Genomic DNA, 18,358 nt, shown 5'->3' with positions numbered 1-18,358 from the left:
TCAGATGACGTGATTGGCGACAATGAGCCCGCCCGGGTCGACGGCGGCCCGTACGGCCCGCAGCCGCGCCCAGGTCGCCGCGTCGAACGCCAGCGCGGTGTCGATCGCCGTCTCGGTGAGGTTGAGGTAGGCCCGGTCCTCGGCCCACGGTCGCATGGCGTCGACGACCCGGGCCGCCTCGTCCAGCCCGGTGGGGCCGCCGCTGAACAGCAGGAAATCGCCCTCGACGCAGGCCAGCGCGCCCGCGCCCGCCGCCGGGCGGTGCAGCGCGCCGCCGAGCTGGCGCAGCTCCGCCGTGACCATGAGCGGGCTGCCCGAGCCGGGGCCGGCCACCGCCAGCAGGGCGTCCAGCGCCGCCGGTGGCAGCGGCCCGAGGACCGCCGACCGTGAGACGCCGGCCGTGGGACCCTCGGGATCCATGTGGAGGCGGATCAGCTGCTCCGCCGGTACCGTCGCGAAGGTGTCCAGCGACGGACCGAGCGCCCGCAGCGGCGCCAGCACGCCCGGGTCACCGAGCGTGGCGCCGTCGATGACGATCAACTGCCGCCCCGGTACCAGCGAAGGCAGCTGGACCAGCCGCAGCGCGGTGGTGATCTCGTCCGGTGCGTCGGCGGCCCACGACACCCAGGCCGGCAGCACCCGCTCCGCGTGCGTCCAGTCCCACACCAGCAGCCCCGCGTAGGCGCGCTCGATCGGGAACAGCTCGAACTCGATCGCCGTGACCACGCCGAAGTTCCCGCCGCCGCCCCGCAGCGCCCAGAACAGCTCCGGCTCGTGCCCGGCGTCGGCGCGCACCCGCTCGCCGGCCGCCGTGACCAGCTCCACGGCGGTGATCCGGTTGGCCTGCAGTCCGAGGCTCCGGCTGTACCACCCGAGGCCGCCACCGAGCGAGTAGCCGACCACGCCGACGTCGGGGGCGGAGCCGTGCAGCGCGGCCAGCCCGTGCGTCGCGGCCTGCTCGACCACGTCGACCCACAGCGCGCCGGCCTCCGCGCGGGCGATGCGCCGCCCCGGGTCGACGGCGACGCCGGTCATCGCCGACGTCCGCAGCAGTACCACGTCGTCGAGCGGGCCGAGCGGGCCGGCGTTGTGTCCGGTGCCCTGGGGCGCGACCCGCAGCCCGGCCGCCGCCGCGGCCCGCACCACCTCGACGACCTCCACCACGTCGGCCGGGTACGCCACCGCGGCGGGCCGCTGGTCGACCGCGACGTTCCACGGCACCCGGGCGGTGTCGTAGCCCGGATCGCCGGGCAGGTGGACGGCGCCGCCGCAGAGGCCGCGCAGCGAGCTGGCAGTGGTGGTCACGGTGGTCCTTCGCGTCGGTGGCTGTCGGGGACCACCGTGCGGTACGCGGGTTGGAGCGAACTTGAACCTGACCTGAACCGCGATGCCGTGCCTAGACCTCGGCGAGGTCGGCGACCCCGAACCGGCGGCGGATCGTGTCGAGGGTGTCGCGGACCGTGTGCGGGGTGAGGAACAGCGCCTGGGCGATCTCGCGGTCGTCGGCCCCGCCGACGTGCATCGTCACCAGCCGGCGCTCGCCCGTGGTCAGCGCGGCCGGCGGCTCGGCCGGCACCTGGTCGCCGCGGGCGGCCAGGGCCTCGGCGACCTCGGCCCGCAGCGGGGCGGCCCCGCACTCCTCGGCGAGCTTCAGCGCCTCGCGATACAGCTCGACGGGCTCCGGCGAGACCCGGCCCAGGTCGTACAGCGCCCGCGCGTGTTCCAGGCGCGCCGCCGTGCCGGCCAGCAGCGTCACCGCCTCGCGCAGCACGTCGGGGTCGCGCCGCAGGCTGCCCAGCAGGCGCAGCCCGCGGCCGATCGCCCGCCGGGCGCCCCAGTCGCGCATCCGGACGAGGTCGTCCGCGGCGAGCGCGACCGCCTCGTCGAGCCGGCCGAGCGCGGCGAGCGCCCTGGCCCGCAGCGACCGCTCCTCGAACCACATCGGGTTGCCGAGGTAGTCGGTGGTCAGCTCGGTGTCGAGCACGGACAGGGCGTCGGCCGGCCGGCCCTCGGCCATGAGCAGGTCGACCTTGGCCTGGGCGAAGAGGCGGATGCCGTCGCCGATGCGGATGCGGGTCTCGTGGGCGTCGACGAACGCCCGCGCCCCGGCGAGGTCGCCACGGTCGACGAGCACCCGCACGAGGTACGCCTCGCCATAGGAGATACCGAGGGCCGGCACGCCGCCCCAGCGCAGGTTCTGCTCGTTGGCGGCGACCAGGTTGTGCTGCGCCTCCGGCAGGTCGCCGCGCTGCCACAGCCGCCAGCCGAGCCACAGCTGGGCGGCGAGCACGGTGAACAGCGAGCCGCGCGTGTGGCCGAGCGCGAGCGCGTCGTCCCACAGCGCGCCGGGTTCGACGTCGGCGTTCTCCAGCACCACGCCCGCGATCACCCAGAACAGGCCCGGGTCGCCGCGCAGCAGGATGCCCTCGGCGAGGGCGAACTGGGCCAGCCGGACCGCCTCGGTCCGGTCGGTGCCCCGCGCCACCAGCTCCCAGGCCCGGCAGGCGGACAGCATCCGCGCCCCGAGCCCGCCGCCGGTGATCTCGGTGGTGAGCTCGCCGGCCGCGAACGCGTCGCCGCTGTACATGTAGGCCGCGATCCGCTCCAGCGCGACCATGCCGAGCCGCTCGTCGGCGAACTCGGCCGCGAGCCGCACCGAGGCCTGCCGGGCGAACTCGGGGGCGTTGCCCTCCGGCCCGGCGAAGATCAGCGTGTGGATGAGCATCCGGGCCACGGCCGCGAAGGTGGCCGGGTCGGTGATCGGGTCGTCGTACGCGGCGCGCAGGTGGGCGATCGCGGCCGGCCCGTCGTTGAGGGTCTCCACCTGCCCCAGATGCAGCAGTACCGCCGGTCGCTGGGCCGCCGGCGGCGGCTCCGCGAGCGCGCGGCGCAGGTACGTGGCGGCGCCGTCCGGGGCGCCGCGGTTGAGCGCGGTCCCGGCTGCCGCCCGCAGCACGTCGACGACCCAGGGGTCGGCCCGTTCGGGGATCTGCAGCAGGTGCGCGGCGATCTGCTCCGGCGCGGCCGACATGCCCTGCAGCACCCGCGCGGCCCGCTCGTGCTGCAGCTGCCGCTCGCCCGGCGGCAGGTCCTGGTAGACAGCGTCGCGCACCAGGGGATGCACGAAGCCGATGGGGTACTCGTGGCGCACCACCTCGGCCCGCGCCAGCGCGGCGACGGCGGCCGCCGCCTCCGGCTCGTCCACCCCGGCGAGCGCGGCGATGGTCGGCAGCCCGGCCCCGTCGCCGAGCACCGCGATGGCCCGCGCGACGGCGGTGCTCGCGGCCGGCATGCGGCGCAGCCGGATGAGCACCATGCTGGACACGGCCCGCGACCCGATCGCGGTCACCGTGCCGACGTGCGCGGCGCTCGGCCGCACGCCGTTCGCCTCCAGAGCCTTCAGCAGCTGCCGCAGCAGCAGCGGGTTGCCCGAGGTGGTGCGGTGGCAGGCGGCGATGAACCGGCTCTCGGCGGTGCTGCCGAGCCGCTCCCGCACGAGGTCGGCGACGCCGTCCGGGGACAGCGGCCCGGGCCGCACGGCGATGGTGGCCGGGTCGAGCTGGAGCTCGGCGAGCAGCGCGTCGTCCTCGTACTGCTCCCCGGTCCGCAGCGTCGCCACCACGAGCACCGGCAGCCCTTCGAGCCGGCGGACCAGGTACGCCAGGAACCGCAGCGACCCGGTGTCGCACCACTGCAGGTCGTCGACGACGATGGCGAGGCTGCGCGCCGCGGCGGCGTTCGCGGTGAGCCAGTAGAGGCCGTGCAGGGCCGCGAACGTGTGGTCGCCGCGCGGCGGCTCGGCCCCACCGAGGTCGAACACCGAGCCGGCCGAGGCGGCGGCCCCGCTGAGCAGCCGCTCCCGCTCGGCGGGCTGGGTGAGCAGCGCCTCGAACAGCTGCCGGGCGGCCCCGAACCCGAACTCCTTCTCGAGCTGGCTCCCGCGGGCGGTGAGCACGAGCGCCCCGTGCTCCTCCGCGATGCGCCGGGCCTCGGCGAGCAGCCGGCTCTTCCCGATCCCGGCGGGCCCCTCGATCACGGCGAACCGCGCCAGCCCGTCGAACGCGTCGGCGGCGGCCTGCCGCAGCTCGAAGACCTCCCGCTCCCGATCGACCAGCACGTCTCCGCGCGGGGCGGCGGGGCGCTCCTCGGGTACAACCGGTCTGCTGGACGGTTCCGGAATGCCGGCCGAGGGCGCGGTCGGCGCAGTCGCCGGCGTCACCACGGCCGGCGCCGCGTTGAGCGACGGGGCCTGGGCCAGGACCTCGGCCTCCAGCGAGCGCAGCGCCGGACCCGGGTCCACCCCCAACTGCTCGGACAGCGTCTGCCGGGCGCGCCGCAGGGCCGCGAGGGCGTCGCCCTGGCGGTGGGCGCGGTACAGGGCCAGCACCAGGAGCCGCCAGCGCTTCTCCCGCAGTGGCTCCTCGGCGACCAGCGCCTCGAGCTCCGGTACCAGGACCGCCGACTCACCCAGCGCCAGGCGGGCCGAGAGCAGCTGCTCCCGCGCCACCTCCCGCAGCTCGGCCAGGCGGGCGGCCTCCGGCTGGGCCCACGACTCGTCCGCGTACTCGGCGTAGGCCGGGCCCTGCCACAGGCGCAGCGCCTGGGGGAGCAGGTCGCGCTGGGCGGCGTCGTCGTCCTGGAGGGCCGTCTGGATGAGGCGCTCGAAGCGCCAGGCGTCGACCGCGTCCGGCGGCAGGGTCAGGGCGTAGCCCGGCGGGCGGCTCACGATGATGTTGCCGCGGGCCCGCGCGGTGCCGCCCGGTTCGAGGCGGCGGCGCAGGTGGGAGACGTACGCCTGGAGCGCCCCGGCCGCGTTCGCCGGCGGGTGGTCGCCCCACACGCAGTCGACCAGGCGGTCGGTGGGGACGATGTCGCCGCGGTTGAGGACCAGGACCGCGAGCACGGCCCGCTGCCGGCGTCCGCCGAGGTCGACCGGCTCCCCGCGCACGGCGGCCGTCATGTCGCCGAGCACGCTGACCGACAACTCCACCCGGCAACTCCCTGATCGACCCCTTGGGCGATCAAAGTACCCCGGGCGGGAGCCCCGGAGGTAGACGTCCAAACGGCCGGTGAACAGGCGCTGCGTTCGTCGGAGGCGCTGCTGCTGGATGGCGTTGCCGACCCGCTCGAAGTTGAGGCGGGCATCCTCCGCTCGTTGCCGCAGGCCTCCCGCTCCCCGCACACTCACGGTCCGCAGATGGCGACGTTACGTTACCGTGGCTGGCTTCCTGGGCTGGGTCACCGCGCCGGCCGTGCCGTGCAGCCGCGACCGCGTGCTACCTGGCCTGATCGTGCCGCGCGGCCAGCCGGGCGAGGTTGTGCAGCTGGCGGCGCATCATGATCAGGTCGCCCCAGGCCAGCAGCGGGCGCGCGATTCGGTGCCGGAGGTCCTGGTCGGTGGGGACAACGAGCTTCGCGACCAGCCGGGACCGTCCCGGCCCGGACGGCCCGGCCGGGCGGATCGTGTAGCTCACCAGCAGGTCCCCGAACGCCCGGCGGCCCGGCCCGGGCCGCATCCGCACGGTCAGGTGCTCGTCCTCGGCGAAGCTCGCCAACTCGAAGATCGTCATCATCGTCTGCCCGACGGTGAGCCGCTCCAGCCCCGGGACGAGCCGCTGCGGGCTGCGCCGGCCGAGGTTGTCGACGAGGTCGTAGCTGTACGGCGCGACGCGCAGCTGGCACAGCCACCGGAACAGGGCCGCCGGTTCGGCGTCGACGTCGACCCCGCGGAACCACTCGACCGTCGGCCCGGCGAACACGCCGTCGCACGGATAGGGGCGGGCGACCTCGTCGTCCGTGACGCCCCACACTTCAGGAAGTTTTAGAGGCACGCCTCTAAAACTAGCAGGGACCCCGCCGCCCGGGAAACCATCATTTCGGCCCCGGCCGGGATCCCTTTGCCCCGCCGCAGGTGCCGCCGCACCACGGCGCCCGGCAGGTCGATGGTCGCCACGGTCAGTAGCTCGACAAGGTCCGCGGGATGGCGCGCGTCGGTGGTCGCTTTGTTCGCGGCGCGCAGGCGGGCGGCGAGGTCGCGCAGCGCGGGCCCGATGCGGGCGTTGAGCCGGCGCAGCTCGGCCCGGGCCTCGGGGGCCCATCCCGGCTCGTCGAAGTCCGCCGCCCCGTACAACAGCACCCGCGCCTCGGCCTCGTTCGCCCGGCTCCACGCGACCACATGCCCGGCCGCGGCCGCCGCCGCCCGCTCGGCCGGATCCGCGGCGAGGGCGGCGAGCCACCCTTCCTGGAACCGCGCGACGGTCCGGTTCCACAGCGCCGCGGCGAGGGCGGGCCGCCCGGCGAACCGGTGGTACACCGACCCGGTCGGCCCACCCACCGCCCGCGCCACGGCCGCGACGGTCACCGCCGCCGGCCCGCCCTCCCCGGCCAGCCGGACGGCGGCGTCAAGCATGCTGTCGGCATCGTGCCGCGGCGGTCGCCCCATGCCAGCCGACGCTACCGCGTCGGAAACCTCCCCACGCTGTAGTGCTTGATCGCGCTGCGCGCGGTCGCCTCGTCCGTGTGGACCCACGAGAGGCGGGCCACCTTGAACGTGCCGGTGACCGGGTCGAGGCGCGGGACGTACAGAGGATCGTGGCGCAGCGTCGAGCCCTCGCGCAGCTTCACCCGCAGCCAGCCGTCGGACAGCAGCACCTCTGTGGCCTCGCTCCACGGATAGTGGCGGCGGGTGGAGAACCGGAGGTGCGTGATGCCGGTGCCGTCGAGCCGCACGGTGTGGCCCGGCCGCCGCCGCAGCTGGAAGCGGACCAGCAGATAGCCGAGGTAGACCGCACCCAGCCCCGGGATGACCATCAGGAAGTAGGCGCCGCCGTCCTCGATGGTCACCGCGATGCCGCCGCCGGTCAACCCGATCGCGGCGTAGGCGAGCGGCAGCAGCGCGAGCCAGGTCAGCGACCACAGCGCCACGCTGCGGCGGTTGGTGTAGACGACCTCGCCCGAGGGCGGCTCGGCCGTGGGGGCTGTCGCCGGTACCACCTCATCGGGATGGAGCGTGGCGAGCCAGGCGTCCCTCGTGACCGTCGCGCCCGGCTCCGTGTGCCATTCCACGAGGCGGCCGCCGCGGTCCGGGGCGTAGAGGCGCAGCAGTGCGCCGTCCTCGGTGCGCAGGACGACCAGCTCCGCGCCCGCCGGGTAGCGCTCGCCCGGGCGCACCGTGAACTTCACGACCTTCGCGGCGCCGCCGGGGATGGCCCAGCGCATCGGGACGTGGTCGGGGTCGGTCTCGGTCACCGTCACCTGGCGGCCGCCGCCGCGCCCGACCCAGGTCGCGCCGCCCTGCACGACCGACAGCTCCGGGTCCTCGGCGTGCCGCAGCGGCCGGCCGAAGCGCCGGCCCACCAGGTCCTGCACGATCGGCATCCGCGAGCTGCCGCCGACGAGGACGACCGCCGAGAGCTGCTCCGGCCGCACGCCGCAGCGGTTGAGCAGGCTGGTGCTGCAGGCGACGGTGCGGTCAAGCTCGCGCTCGGTGAGCTTGATCAGCTGGTCGCGGCTGAGGTGGAACGCCGGCGCGGCCGGCGTGATGTAGTCCTCGACCGTGGCCGAGTCGCTGAGCTGGTGCTTCACCCCGCGGGCGAAGTCGCCCAGCTGGAGGGTGGCCCGCAGGCGGGCCGCGCTGTCGGGGCCGTCGAGCGCCGCGGCGAGCGCCTCGCCGCCCGACTCCTGCAGCTCGCGGGCGATGACGACGTCGAGGTCGCGGCCGCCGCAGTCGTCGAGGGCGGCGTGTCCCAGGACCTCGTGGTCGGCCGTGGACGTGAACCGCACGACGGCGGCGTCGAAGGTACCGCCGCCGAAATCGTAGACGAGCACGACGTCACCGGCCGTGAACGCGGCCCCGGTCATCGGCGCCAGGGCCGCCGCCACGGGCTCCTGGAGCAGCTCCACCTCGACGAAGCCGGCCGCCTCACCGGCCTTGATCATGAGGTCGCGGCGGGGATCGCCGGGGCCGTGGGAGGCCGGCACGGTGAGTACCAGCCGCTCCACCGGGCCGCCGGCCAGCTCCCGGGCGCGGCCGGCCAGCGCGGTGACCACGGCGGTGACCAGCTCGCCGACCGGGAACGAGCGGTCGCCGAGCGGGGTCGGGTAGGCGTCGCCGAGGTCGCGCTTGAACTCCCGGCGGTACGCGGCCGGGTCGGTGCGCTTGCGCCGCTCGGCGGCGGTGCCGACGAGCAGGGTGGTGCCGTCCCAGCACACGGCGGTCGGCCACGAGTACGAGCCGCTGGTGGGCTCCTTGATGAGTCGCTGCTGCCCGTCGGGCAGGACCAGCACGGCGGACGAAGTGGACGTGCCGAAGTCGATCACGAGCGTCGGATCGGTCACCGGAGGCTCCAGGGAAGTGGTACGGAACGGAGGATCGTCGGTGAGATCAGGCTGCCTGGCGAAAAGTTTCCGCGCTTCGGCTGTTCGGTGTTCGTAAGAGACCGTCGGGACGGCGGTTTCCGGGCGTTGACGCACAGCCGGTACCGTCGAATCTGTCGAATCACCGAGACGCCGGTCACGTTCCGGAATCGTTGCTGCGCGCAGCGGTTGCCTCATAGTGTCACGGCGGCAGTCCGACGAAAGAGGCGCGCATCCATGTCAACCGACCCGGTCCTGCAGGAGTCCGACAACCGGCACGCCCCGCCCGCGACAGTGGTCATCTTCGGCGCGTCCGGCGACCTCACCCGGCGCAAGCTGATCCCGGCCATCGAGAGCCTCGCCCGCCACAACCGCCTCCACGAGCGGTTCGCGGTGGTCGGCGTCGCCCGCACGCCGATGGACGACGAGAAGTTCATCCACAACGTGCTCGGCGACAAGGGGCTGTCGGGCATGCCGCAGCTCACGGGCGCGGTGCGGTACATCGCCGGCGGCTATGACGACCCCGAGACCTACAAGCGGCTCGCCACCGTGCTGGACGAGCTGGACGAGCAGCGCGGCACCGCCGGCAACCGGGTGTTCTACCTGTCGACCCCGGCCGAGGCGTTCCCGCTCGTCATCAACGGCCTCGCCGGCGCCGGGCTGAACCAGGCCCGCGAGGGCTCGTTCGCGCGGCTGGTCATCGAGAAGCCCTACGGGCACGACGAGCGCAGCGCCAAGCAGCTCGACGCCACCGTGCACGCCGCGTTCGACGAGAGCCAGGTCTTCCGCATCGACCACTACCTGGGCAAGGACACCGTCCAGAACGTGCTCGCCCTGCGCTTCGCCAACTCCATCTTCCAGCCGATCTGGGACCGCACCTGGGTCGACCACGTGCAGATCACCGTGGCCGAGACGCTCGGCGTCGGCACCCGCGGCAGCTTCTACGAGCACGCCGGCGCCATGCGCGACATCGTGCAGAACCACGTGCTGCAGGTCCTCGCGCTCGCGCTCATGGAGCCGCCGGCGTCGTTCAGCGCGGAGGCCGTGCGCAACGAGAAGGTGAAGCTGCTGCAGGCCATCCGCCTGCCGCGGGGCCGCGACATCGACGACATCTCGGTGCGCGGGCAGTACACGCGCGGTGGCACCCGCGAGGAGCTCATGCCCGGGTACCGGGAGGAGACCGGCGTCGACCCGCTCTCCCGCACCGAGACCTACGCGGCGCTGCGCCTCGATGTCGACAACTGGCGCTGGAAGGGCGTTCCGTTCTACGTGCGGACGGGAAAGCGGTTGCCCAGCCGGGTCACCGAGGTGGTGCTGCAGTTCCAGCGCCCGCCGCACCTGCCGATCCCCGACTCGCAGCTCACCGAGCTGCAGCCCGACGCGCTGATCCTGCGCATCCAGCCCGACGAGGGCATCGCGCTACGCTTCGGCGCGAAGGTCCCCGGCCACTCGTTCCGGGTCCGCTCGGCGAGCATGGACTTCTCGTACGACAAGACGTTCCGCGAGGAGTCCCCGGAGGCCTACGAGCGCCTGCTGCTCGACGCCCTGATCGGCGACACGACGCTGTTCATCCGCTCGGACGAGGTCGAGCAGTGCTGGCGCATCGTCGACCCGATCATCGAGCGCTGGGCCCAGGACACCAGCCCGATCCCGACGTACGAGGCGGCGTCGTGGGGCCCGACGGACGCCGAGCGCCTGATCGGCCGCAGCGGCCGCGCCTGGCGCAACACCGTCGCCTGACGCACGTCCGGCAACGCCCGCCGCTGCGGTCAGTCCCAGCGGTGGGCGTTGTCGTCGTTCAGGGTGCCAGGCTTGTCGGGCACCACGCAGAACACCTGGCCCGACGGGTCACGCATGACCTGCCACGGGCCGGAGCCGCCCCCGGCGCGGGTCGCGCCGAGGGCCTCCAGCCGGGCCACCTCCGCGGCCAGGTCGTCGGTGTGGATGTCCAGGTGCACGCGCGGGTCGCCGTCGCCGAGGCGCTGGGCCAGGAACAGCATCCGCTGGTGCGCCAGCAGGGTGCCGTGGAACTCCGGGTACTTCTCGACGCGCGGGATCGGCTGGCCCAGCGCGCCCTCCCAGAACGACACCGTCGAAGCGTGGTCGTCGGCCGGGACGTCGAGCACGATCGCGTGCAGTCTGCTGTAGTGAGCCACGCCGAGCAGGCTACCGCCGGCGCGGCGCCTCCAGGGTGGTGCTCCACAGCACCGCGCCGGTCAGGTCGCGCAGGCGCACCGTGAAGTCCCGCGACCACGGGTTGATCTCGACCTCGCCGAAGTGCTGGAAACCGTCCAGCGGCGACGTGTTCGCCGCCGGTGGGGCGTGCACGAACGCGGCCTGCGGGCCGAACGTGCCGTCCAGCGCGTTCGGGCCGAACGCGCCCGCGTTCGCCGGGCCGGAGACGAACTCCCAGAACGGCGTGAAGTCCTGCACCGCGGCCCGCGAAGGGTCGTAGTGGTGCGCCGCCGTGTAATGCACGTCGGCGGTCAGGAACACGATGCCGGTCACGCCCGCCCGGTGCGCCGCCCGCAGTACCGTGGCGAACTCCAGCTCGCGACCGAGCGGCGCGCCGCCGTCGCCCTGGGCCACGCCCTCCTGCGCGGTCGCGCCGTCCGGCACGACCAGGCCGAGCGGCAGGTCGATCGCGATGACCTTCCACGTCGCCCGGGAGGCGAGCAGCGAGCGGATGAGCCAGGCCCGCTGGTCGGGGCCGAGCAGGCCGCGCCTGGGGTCGGCGTACGTGTTGGCGTCGTTCGCGTCCTTGTACGTCCGCATGTCGAGCTTGAAGACGTCCAGGAGCGGACCGTAGGAGTACTGGCGGTACACCTTGCCGGGCTCCAGCGGCGTCCACTCGAAGAACGCCTGCCGGGCCCGGGCGGCGAGGACGTCCACCCGCTGCTCGGTGTACCGGGCGTCGTTCAGGACCTCGCCCGGGTACCAGTTGTTGGTGACCTCGTGGTCGTCCCACTGGTTGAGCTGCGGTACCTCGGCCAGGAACGCCTTCAGGTTGGCGTCGAGCAGGTTGTACGCGAACTGCCCGCGGTACTCGTCGAGCGTCTCGGCGACCTTCGCCTTGGCCGGCGTGACGATGTTGCGCCACACCCGGCCGTCGGGCAGCGTGACCGACTCGGCCAGCGGGCCGTCGGAGTAGACGGTGTCGCCGCTGCACAGGTAGAAGTCGGGCCGTAGCGCGCGCATCGCCCCGAAGATCCGCATCCCGCCGAGCTCCGGATTGATGCCCCAGCCCTGCCCGTTGATGTCGCCGGTCCACACGAACCGGATCGGCCGGTGCCGGTCGGGGAAGCCGAACGAGCCGGTCAGCGGAGCGCTCGGGTGGTCGCCGTCGACCTGGACCCGGTAGTACGTGCGCTCGCCGGGCCGCAGGCCGGTCAGCCGCAGCTTGCCGGTGAAGTCGCCGTCGGCGGTCACGACCGGGCCGCGCAGCCGGCGGGCGTGCTTGAAGTCGGGCCGCTCGCTGACGTCCACGTACATGCGGCCGGCCCGGTCGGCCCGCGTCCACACATACGCCGACGTGCCGGTCACCTCGCCGCTCTGCACGCCGTGGGTAAGCACCGGGCGGCCCGACGTTACGAACGCCGCGGCCGGCCGCGGCAGGAGCACACCCGCGGCGGCGGCCGCGGCCGATGCGCCGAACAGGGCGCGCCGATTCATCGAAATCGTCATGAGTGACGTCTATCGGGCAGAGATGAACGCCGATCAAGCTTTGTCCGATTGACGGGAAAACCTGGGCATAGCAACGCCCGCGTCCCTTCCCGTTGTTCACCTCATGCATGTCCGGCGTGCAGGTGCACACGCAACGAAGGTCATGCGCTGTCCCGAACGTGTGTCCCAGAACGTGGACAGGCGGGCGGAGGGCGGGGGAGTGCAGCACGCGAGGTTCGTCTTCTTGGCGTTGGCCGCGGCCGCCGTCGATGACCCCGGCGCGATGGCCGAGGCCGTGACCTGGATGCTCGTGTCGCCGAACAACCGCCCCCTCGGCCGCGCCGGGCGCACGTTCGACAGCCTGGCGGCCAGCCGCGACGCCGTCCAGTCCCTACGCGACGGGTTTTCGGCCCTTCGCAGTACCGTGGCCGCCGTCGAGACGTCGGGACACTGGATGTGGCGCGTCGACCTGGCCGGCGCGGTCGTCGGTATCTCCGGGCGCTCCTATCTGCGCGCCCGGGAATGTCACTACAACCTTGCTCGCTTCCTGGAGGCCGTGCCGGCGGCGGTAGTGGCGGCCGGCACCCGCAGTGTCCGAGGTGGTCGCCCGCCGGCACCGAACCATGGCGGCGACACGGCAGCGCTCACCGCGCGCCCGGCACCGCGGGGCGCCCGGACCCGGGCACAGGACGTGCCGGCTCCGGGCGCCCGCCCACGCTTCACCTGAGGTTGGTTGCGCGCGCCTTGCGCGTTCGCTCACGATCGTGCAATGAGTGAGGTCGACTTCTCCGCCGTCGCGGCCGATCACGGCGCCGCCCTGCACACCCCGCCGGACACCGTTCTGGCGGTGGCCCCCGACGAGGCGGTCGAGGACGAACTGGCGGCCGACGCGGATGACGCCCCGTTCGACCTGGCCGCCGACGTGGCCCACCCGACGCCGGGCCACGCGGGCCCGGCCTTCGACGTGGCCCGCGACATCGCCTCGCCCTAGATCACGTCCGCGAGGGCGTCGGCCACAGCGATCCGGGGCTTGTCCGGGTTGGCCCGCGTCCAGTCCGGGTGTGCGCGGTTGGTGAGCAGCACGACCACGAGCCGCCGGTCGGGATCGACGACCAGCGAGGTACCGGTGAATCCCGTATGCCCGAACGTGACGGGGCGCGCCAGCCGCCCCATGAACCAGGGCTGCTGCAACTCGACCCCGAGCCCATGATCAGCCGACCGCCCGGGCCGCTCGGCATCGATCGCCGGCAGCCCCATGTTCACGTTGGTGATCATCGCCCGGACGGTACGTTCGGACAGGATCCGCTGCTGCTTGTACTCCCCGCCGTTGACGAGCATCTGCCCGACGACGGCGAGGTCGGCAGCGGTCCCGAACATCCCGGCATGCCCGGCCACGCCGCCGAGCGCGAGGCAGAGATCGTCGTGGACGACGCCCCGGGTCAGCCCACGGGCCTTGCGAGCCTCGGTGGCGACGAGCCGCGGATCGTCCTTCTGCAGCCGTTTGAGCGGCGTGAACATGGTGTCCCGCAACCCGAGCGGCGCGGCGATGCGCTGCTGGACGGCTTCGTCGAGGCTGAGCCCGGTGAGCTTCTCGACGAGGCGCCCGAGGACCATGAGCCCGACGCCGCTGTACCGGAACGTGCTCCCCGGCGCCGCCTGCGCCACGAGCGGCGCGGTGAGGACCCGCCTCCACCGCTCGGTGTTGTCCTTGGCCCCGGCGAAGCTGACACCCCCCGGCAGCGCCCCGGTGTGCGCGAGCACCATGCCGACGGTGACCTGCTGCTTCCCGAACTGCGGCAGGTAGTCGGCGACGGAAGCGTCGAGCCGGACCTTCCCCTGGTCGACGAGCTGCAGCACCAGCAGCGCCGTGAACACTTTGGTGATGCTCGCGAGGTCGAAGATGGAGTCGTTGAGCATGGCGACCCGCTGCGACTTGGGAAGCTCGGCCGGCCCGGTCCCGTAGCGAAGCGCGTCACCGACCGCGTCGTGCACGGTGACCTGCCCGTCGACGGCGACGAGCAGCACGGCCCCGGCGTAGGCGGGGTACTTGGGATGGTCCGGATTCGGCGCCAGGTACTTGGTGATGACCTTGCTGAGCGCGCCGGCGTACGCGGCCGGCGTCTGCAACGGAACGACGGTCCGCCCGGGCGTGAAGGCGACCTGCTCGGGCGTCTCGGCAGGCCCGGTCCGCGCGGGCGCTGCCGCGCTCGACCCGCCGGTAGCGGACGGCATGCCGGCCCGCGAGGCCGGCGGCTGCCGACTGCCGCACCCACCGAGCAGCGCCGCAACACCGCTCCCGAGCACCGCCCGCCGCTGAACTCCCATCGCCCGATGATGCCACCCGCCAGCGATCAGCCCATTACGAAACCTCGCGCGACGCGACCGGCATCCTCTTGGTGCCGGTCAGCCCGATCGGCAACGAGCCTTCGGCAAGCTTTTCCAGACGTCCGATCCGAACGATCACGCGGGCACTCCAGCGTTCAGGCACACCCGATGCTGGCCCTGGCGGAGTCCTGGCAAGCACCGTTGGACTGTGTGGCGGGCCGGCCGCCACTAGGCGGTGTCTTCAAAGGGTCATAGCCATTGCAGGAGTGCGGCGATGGTGACGGTGGCCTGGAACGATGTGGCGGTTTTGTCGTAGCGGGTGGCCACGGACCGGCACTGTTTGAGCCGGTTGAAGCAGCGTTCCACGACGTTGCGGCGCCGGTAGGTGCCGGGATCGAACGCTGGTGGCCGCCCGCCGCGGCTGCCGCGCCGGGCGCGGTTGGCCTGCTGATCGGCGCGTTCGGGAATGGTGTGGCTAATGCCGCGGCGGCGGAGCAGGTCGCGGATGGCTTTGGTGCTGTAGCCCTTGTCCGCGATCACGTGGTCGGGGCGAACCCGGGCACGGCCGGGGCCGTGCCGGGCCACCCGGATCGCGTCGAGCACGTGCGTGAAGCGCGTGCAGTCGTTGACGTTGCCGCCGGTGAGCACAAAACCCAAGGTCCGCCCGGCGCCGTCGCAGACCAGATGGATTTTTGTGGTCAGTCCACCTCGAGATCGCCCGATGGCGTGAGCCGGTTCCGCGCCGGTGACGACCGGCCCGATGTCCGGTTCGTCGGGTTCCCGTCGCCCCCTTTACCGCCGGCGGCGTGCTGATGCGCCCGCACGATCGTCGAGTCCACCGACACCAACCAATCGATGTCGCCTACCGCATCAGCATCCGCCTGCACCCCGGCCAGCATCCGCACGAACGTGCCATCCAGGGCCCACCGCCGAAACCGCGTATACAGCGACTGCCACGACCCATACCGATCCGGCACATCCCGCCACGGCGCTCCGGACCGCACCTTCCACACGATCCCGTTCAACACCCGCCGATCATCCTGCCGAGGCCGGCCACCAGTCACCACCGACGGCAGATACCGCGACAACAACTCCCACTCAACATCCGTGAGTTCATACCGGCGGATCACGGGTCAGATCATGCCCGACCCATGATCCTTTGAAGACACTGCCTAGAGGGCGCTGTGGCTCGCCATCCATCGTCACGCTCCGTACGCCGCTCTGGCCGGCCCTGACCCACGGTCCGTTGCGCGCTCATGCCGATGAGTGTGCGCGTCGCCCTTGCGTGTTCGCCGCAGTAGCGTTGCTGAATGTTTACAACGCGTGCCGCGCGCCCGGCCGATGTTATGGCTGTCGCTCGTCTCTGGACCGCAGCCAACATCGCCCGGCATGCGGAGACTGGGCTGCCTTTAGGCCCGGTCGTTGGTGTCGGAACCGCCGAGGCCGAACGACAGGTGCGAGTCCGGCTGGTCGACGGTGCCGGTTTCGCACTGCTCGTCGAGGAGGCTGACGAGCTGGTTGCGATGGCGTTCCTACTGCAGGCCCTCGCTCAGGATGGGGCCAGCGAGGATCCACTGCCGGGGCTCGCCCATGTGTCGATGATTGCCGTCCATCCGGATCGATGGGGGCAAGGGCTGGGGACTCTGGTCGTAGAACAGGCACAACACCACGCCCGAGAGCGCGGGTTCACCCGAGGCCAGCTTTGGACGCACGCAAGCAATCAACGCGCCCAGCGGCTCTACGCACGGCTTGGATGGACGGCCTCCGGTAGAGCGAAGATTGACGATCACGGCGAGCGCATCCTGCACTACGTTCGCGAGCTGTAGACGTTGGGCCGCTAGAACTCTTCTAGTACCCGCGATCCGCGCTCTACGCAGCGTGATGGACCCGCAGCTGTTCGGCTCGCGGATCTGCCGATGAGAGTATGTTGGAGCAGCGGGGAGGGGCGCGCAGTGATCCCGGTACTGATTGTGTTCGGCCTTGTTTTCGGACGCTGGTGGCGGTTGTCACTCGTCGCTGCCGCTGTGGGATGGCCAGCCTTGCTCGTCGCTACCGACGTGATGGGTGTGGAGCCGGGGTTGCTGGCCGCGTCTGGGCTCGCCATAGCCAACGCCGGTGTCGGCGTATTGATACATCAGGGCGTCCTGCGAATGATTCGGCGTTGGGGATCGTGGCGTTCGGGCGCATGAGATTCTCGACAGCGCGCCCTTGAGACTCGCGAGGCGCGCGTCGTCCTCTACTGCCGCTGAGCGCGCGCGTTACGGCTCGACAGCAGATGGTCGAGCCGATTGGAAGTACCGGCTCACGGGTCGAAGGGCCAGCAGCAACATCGCGCTGAGCAGGCCTGGACACTTCGGGTTCCCGCGTCGAGCGAAGGTGTAATCCAGTGCGTGCTCCGAAGCTATCGACCTGTGGTGTCGCTGGTGACCCCGGCGTTGTGGCGGAACGCGAGAAGGTCTGCCGCGTGGGGTAGCCGGATCGGCGGATCGGCGGCGCGCATCGCTAGGAGGCCGGGCATAGCATCGCGGTATGTAATGGCTCTTCCGATGCCGCAGTCACAGGGATGGGGTATCGGACATATCTATATCGAATCCACTCACTTCATCGTAAACAATCGATGGCCACAGGGCATTGAATATTTGCCATATCGCCCCCACTAGCGGCCAATCGACTTCGACTCCAGATAACGTTACTACAGCCACGGTGTTCATCTCGAAGAATCTTGCATCGGAAGCTTCACCCCTCAGCAGATCGAATCTTCTTTGCATCACCCCAGAGTCTCGGAATACCTCCAACATGAGACCATCCGTGGGGTTGCCACCTTCACTGTCGAATATATACCCAGACCAGCCATCCTCATACGCGTCACCCACGCCCACACCCAGACGAGTCGCGGAGATAGAACGTTTCCTATCACGGAGGTGCTGGATCAGTGTCGACACTACGCTTTCCGCCGACTCTGAGGCCTCAAGATAAATATCAATGACGTAGGTCAAATCCGGCGCCTCATCTGCTCAACTATTTCCATGTCGAGCTGCCCGTTGTCAAGGTGACTTTGAATCACCTGGATTCTCATCCAAGGATGCGCTCTTAGCAGAGCCTCATCCTTGCCGCGATTCGCGTGCTCACGATTGGCGCCTGCTCGATTGCAACCCGCTACGGTTTGGGCAACCTTGCCTCCGTGCGGTCGAGAATCCGCATGAGGAGACTCGCAGTCTGAACTGCTTCCGCGGCCTCGGCTACGTTGTCGTAGTTGACTTCGCGATGGCCTGCGGGGTTGCGCAGCACCGCGTACGCGCCAGCGAAGAGCGCTCTGGTGCCGTCCTGTTCACCCTTTACCGCGCCTCGATCGGTAAGTGGGCCTGTGGGTCCAAACGCCTTGTTCATCAGGTCCACGCCAACGGTCTCATCACCGAATCCGCCGAGCTCGCGCACGCGGACCTCTACTGCCCTCATGGCTGCGAAGACCCCGAGCTCGTACTGACCGATGAGAAACTGCGGCCTTACTTGCTCTTCAATTGCTTGGTGAATGCCGCCCTGCAGCCGCTCGTTGGCGTAGAACGTCTGAGGCCCCTCAGTCGCAACCCGACGGCCTGTCCGGGTCACGAAGATCGCTGCGTCCGACGTCTGACCCGGTGTGCGGGCGATCAATGCCTTGGCGCGGAGCCATGCCATGGCCTCGGCGATCGCCTCGGCTGCCTCGCTGCCCTGGTAGGCCCGCGATGCACCTAGCAGGTAGTTGTATTCGTTCCACTGGTTGGTGGAGATCAAGTCTTGAAGCACCGCAAACCCAAGCTGATCAACGGGCAACGCGGCGACCCGATCCGCAGGCAACGAGAGCATGAGGGCACCTTGCCAGGATCACGTCGGGCACAGAGCGCGGCGCGCCGTAGGCCATCCGATCTGTCGCAGGTCGAGGGGCGGTTGCGATAACCGAGGTGCCCGAGCACGTGCGCGCTTATGCCGCCGGCCGCGCGCTGCTCGTGGAATTGTGGTCACGCTCGGCTCTGTTCCT

The 18,358-nt window shown here is 71.6% G+C and carries 14 protein-coding genes and 1 pseudogene; 4 read left to right on the top strand and 11 right to left on the bottom strand.

Annotated elements, in window-relative coordinates; all coding sequences use genetic code 11:
- The 5 genes from ABZS66_RS21625 to ABZS66_RS21605 all read right to left on the bottom strand — a co-directional run bounded on the left by ABZS66_RS21625 (position 1) and on the right by ABZS66_RS21605 (position 8,337).
- Complete coding sequence (locus ABZS66_RS21625) at positions 1-1,305, bottom strand: FAD-binding protein (protein ID WP_354760272.1); 1,305 nt, start codon at positions 1,303-1,305, stop codon at positions 1-3.
- Between the two features lie 91 nt (positions 1,306-1,396).
- Positions 1,397-4,990: a BTAD domain-containing putative transcriptional regulator gene (locus tag ABZS66_RS21620; RefSeq protein WP_354760270.1), complete on the bottom strand. Its 3,594-nt coding sequence runs from the start codon at positions 4,988-4,990 to the stop codon at positions 1,397-1,399.
- A gap of 286 nt (positions 4,991-5,276) precedes the next feature.
- Positions 5,277-5,810 carry a hypothetical protein gene (locus ABZS66_RS21615; RefSeq protein ID WP_354760268.1) on the bottom strand — a complete coding sequence of 178 codons (534 nt, stop codon included), beginning with the start codon at positions 5,808-5,810 and terminating at the stop codon, positions 5,277-5,279.
- A gap of 11 nt (positions 5,811-5,821) precedes the next feature.
- Positions 5,822-6,409, bottom strand: coding sequence for a TetR family transcriptional regulator (locus ABZS66_RS21610; RefSeq protein ID WP_354760266.1), 588 nt, complete (start codon positions 6,407-6,409; stop codon positions 5,822-5,824).
- Between the two features lie 44 nt (positions 6,410-6,453).
- The gene (locus tag ABZS66_RS21605; RefSeq protein WP_354760264.1) at positions 6,454-8,337 is read right to left on the bottom strand and encodes an Hsp70 family protein; all 1,884 of its coding nucleotides are present in this window, start codon (positions 8,335-8,337) and stop codon (positions 6,454-6,456) included.
- A 255-nt stretch (positions 8,338-8,592) separates the two neighbouring features.
- On the opposite strand from ABZS66_RS21605, the gene zwf reads away from it, so the two are divergent.
- Positions 8,593-10,095, top strand: a complete 1,503-nt coding sequence (zwf, locus tag ABZS66_RS21600; protein ID WP_354760262.1) for a glucose-6-phosphate dehydrogenase — start codon at positions 8,593-8,595, stop codon at positions 10,093-10,095.
- A gap of 29 nt (positions 10,096-10,124) precedes the next feature.
- Here the strand turns inward: zwf and ABZS66_RS21595 are convergent, their stop codons facing one another.
- Together ABZS66_RS21595 and ABZS66_RS21590 are read right to left on the bottom strand one after the other, a co-directional pair.
- The gene (locus ABZS66_RS21595) at positions 10,125-10,511 is read right to left on the bottom strand and encodes a VOC family protein (protein WP_354760260.1); all 387 of its coding nucleotides are present in this window, start codon (positions 10,509-10,511) and stop codon (positions 10,125-10,127) included.
- A gap of 10 nt (positions 10,512-10,521) precedes the next feature.
- Entirely contained in the window at positions 10,522-12,039 is a 1,518-nt protein-coding gene (locus ABZS66_RS21590; protein ID WP_354760258.1) for an alkaline phosphatase D family protein, read from the bottom strand.
- Positions 12,040-12,262: 223 nt separating this feature from the next.
- Between ABZS66_RS21590 and ABZS66_RS21585 the strand changes: the two genes are divergently transcribed.
- On the top strand, positions 12,263-12,745 hold the full coding sequence (locus ABZS66_RS21585) for a hypothetical protein (RefSeq protein WP_354760256.1): 483 nt from the start codon (positions 12,263-12,265) through the stop codon (positions 12,743-12,745).
- Between the two features lie 42 nt (positions 12,746-12,787).
- The gene (locus ABZS66_RS21580) at positions 12,788-13,009 is read left to right on the top strand and encodes a hypothetical protein (RefSeq protein WP_354760255.1); all 222 of its coding nucleotides are present in this window, start codon (positions 12,788-12,790) and stop codon (positions 13,007-13,009) included.
- On the opposite strand, the gene ABZS66_RS21575 is transcribed toward ABZS66_RS21580, so the two are convergent.
- Complete coding sequence (locus ABZS66_RS21575; protein ID WP_354760253.1) at positions 13,006-14,343, bottom strand: serine hydrolase domain-containing protein; 1,338 nt, start codon at positions 14,341-14,343, stop codon at positions 13,006-13,008. The genes ABZS66_RS21580 and ABZS66_RS21575 overlap by 4 nt on opposite strands.
- 249 nt (positions 14,344-14,592) lie before the next feature.
- Positions 14,593-15,473, bottom strand: a pseudogene (locus tag ABZS66_RS21570) (IS5 family transposase).
- Between the two features lie 180 nt (positions 15,474-15,653).
- Between ABZS66_RS21570 and ABZS66_RS21565 the strand changes: the two are divergent.
- Positions 15,654-16,169, top strand: a complete 516-nt coding sequence (locus tag ABZS66_RS21565) for a GNAT family N-acetyltransferase (protein WP_354760251.1) — start codon at positions 15,654-15,656, stop codon at positions 16,167-16,169.
- A gap of 729 nt (positions 16,170-16,898) precedes the next feature.
- Here the strand turns inward: ABZS66_RS21565 and ABZS66_RS21560 are convergent.
- Together ABZS66_RS21560 and ABZS66_RS21555 are read right to left on the bottom strand one after the other, a co-directional pair.
- Positions 16,899-17,216: a hypothetical protein gene (locus ABZS66_RS21560; protein ID WP_354760249.1), complete on the bottom strand. Its 318-nt coding sequence runs from the start codon at positions 17,214-17,216 to the stop codon at positions 16,899-16,901.
- 283 nt (positions 17,217-17,499) lie between these two features.
- A complete protein-coding gene (locus ABZS66_RS21555; protein ID WP_354760247.1) occupies positions 17,500-18,186 on the bottom strand; it encodes a TIGR02391 family protein in 687 nt (228 codons plus the stop codon).
- Between the last annotated feature and the right edge of the window lie 172 nt (positions 18,187-18,358).

Origin of the sequence: Dactylosporangium sp. NPDC005572 (assembly GCF_040605515.1) — a bacterium.
Classification (GTDB): domain Bacteria; phylum Actinomycetota; class Actinomycetes; order Mycobacteriales; family Micromonosporaceae; genus Dactylosporangium.
Note: the sequence above shows the minus strand (reverse complement) of the source record. Positions and strands in the feature narration are given on the sequence as shown.

Excerpts from the sequence above, each read along its gene's own strand:
- ABZS66_RS21610 (WP_354760266.1), bottom strand. The coding sequence starts at position 6,409 with ATGCTTGACGCCGCCGTCCGGCTGGCCGGGGAGGGCGGGCCGGCGGCG.
- zwf (WP_354760262.1), top strand. The coding sequence starts at position 8,593 with ATGTCAACCGACCCGGTCCTGCAGGAGTCCGACAACCGGCACGCCCCG.
- ABZS66_RS21590 (WP_354760258.1), bottom strand. The coding sequence starts at position 12,039 with ATGACGATTTCGATGAATCGGCGCGCCCTGTTCGGCGCATCGGCCGCG.
- ABZS66_RS21580 (WP_354760255.1), top strand. The coding sequence starts at position 12,788 with ATGAGTGAGGTCGACTTCTCCGCCGTCGCGGCCGATCACGGCGCCGCC.
- ABZS66_RS21575 (WP_354760253.1), bottom strand. The coding sequence starts at position 14,343 with ATGGGAGTTCAGCGGCGGGCGGTGCTCGGGAGCGGTGTTGCGGCGCTG.
- ABZS66_RS21565 (WP_354760251.1), top strand. The coding sequence starts at position 15,654 with ATGTTTACAACGCGTGCCGCGCGCCCGGCCGATGTTATGGCTGTCGCT.
- ABZS66_RS21555 (WP_354760247.1), bottom strand. The coding sequence starts at position 18,186 with ATGCTCTCGTTGCCTGCGGATCGGGTCGCCGCGTTGCCCGTTGATCAG.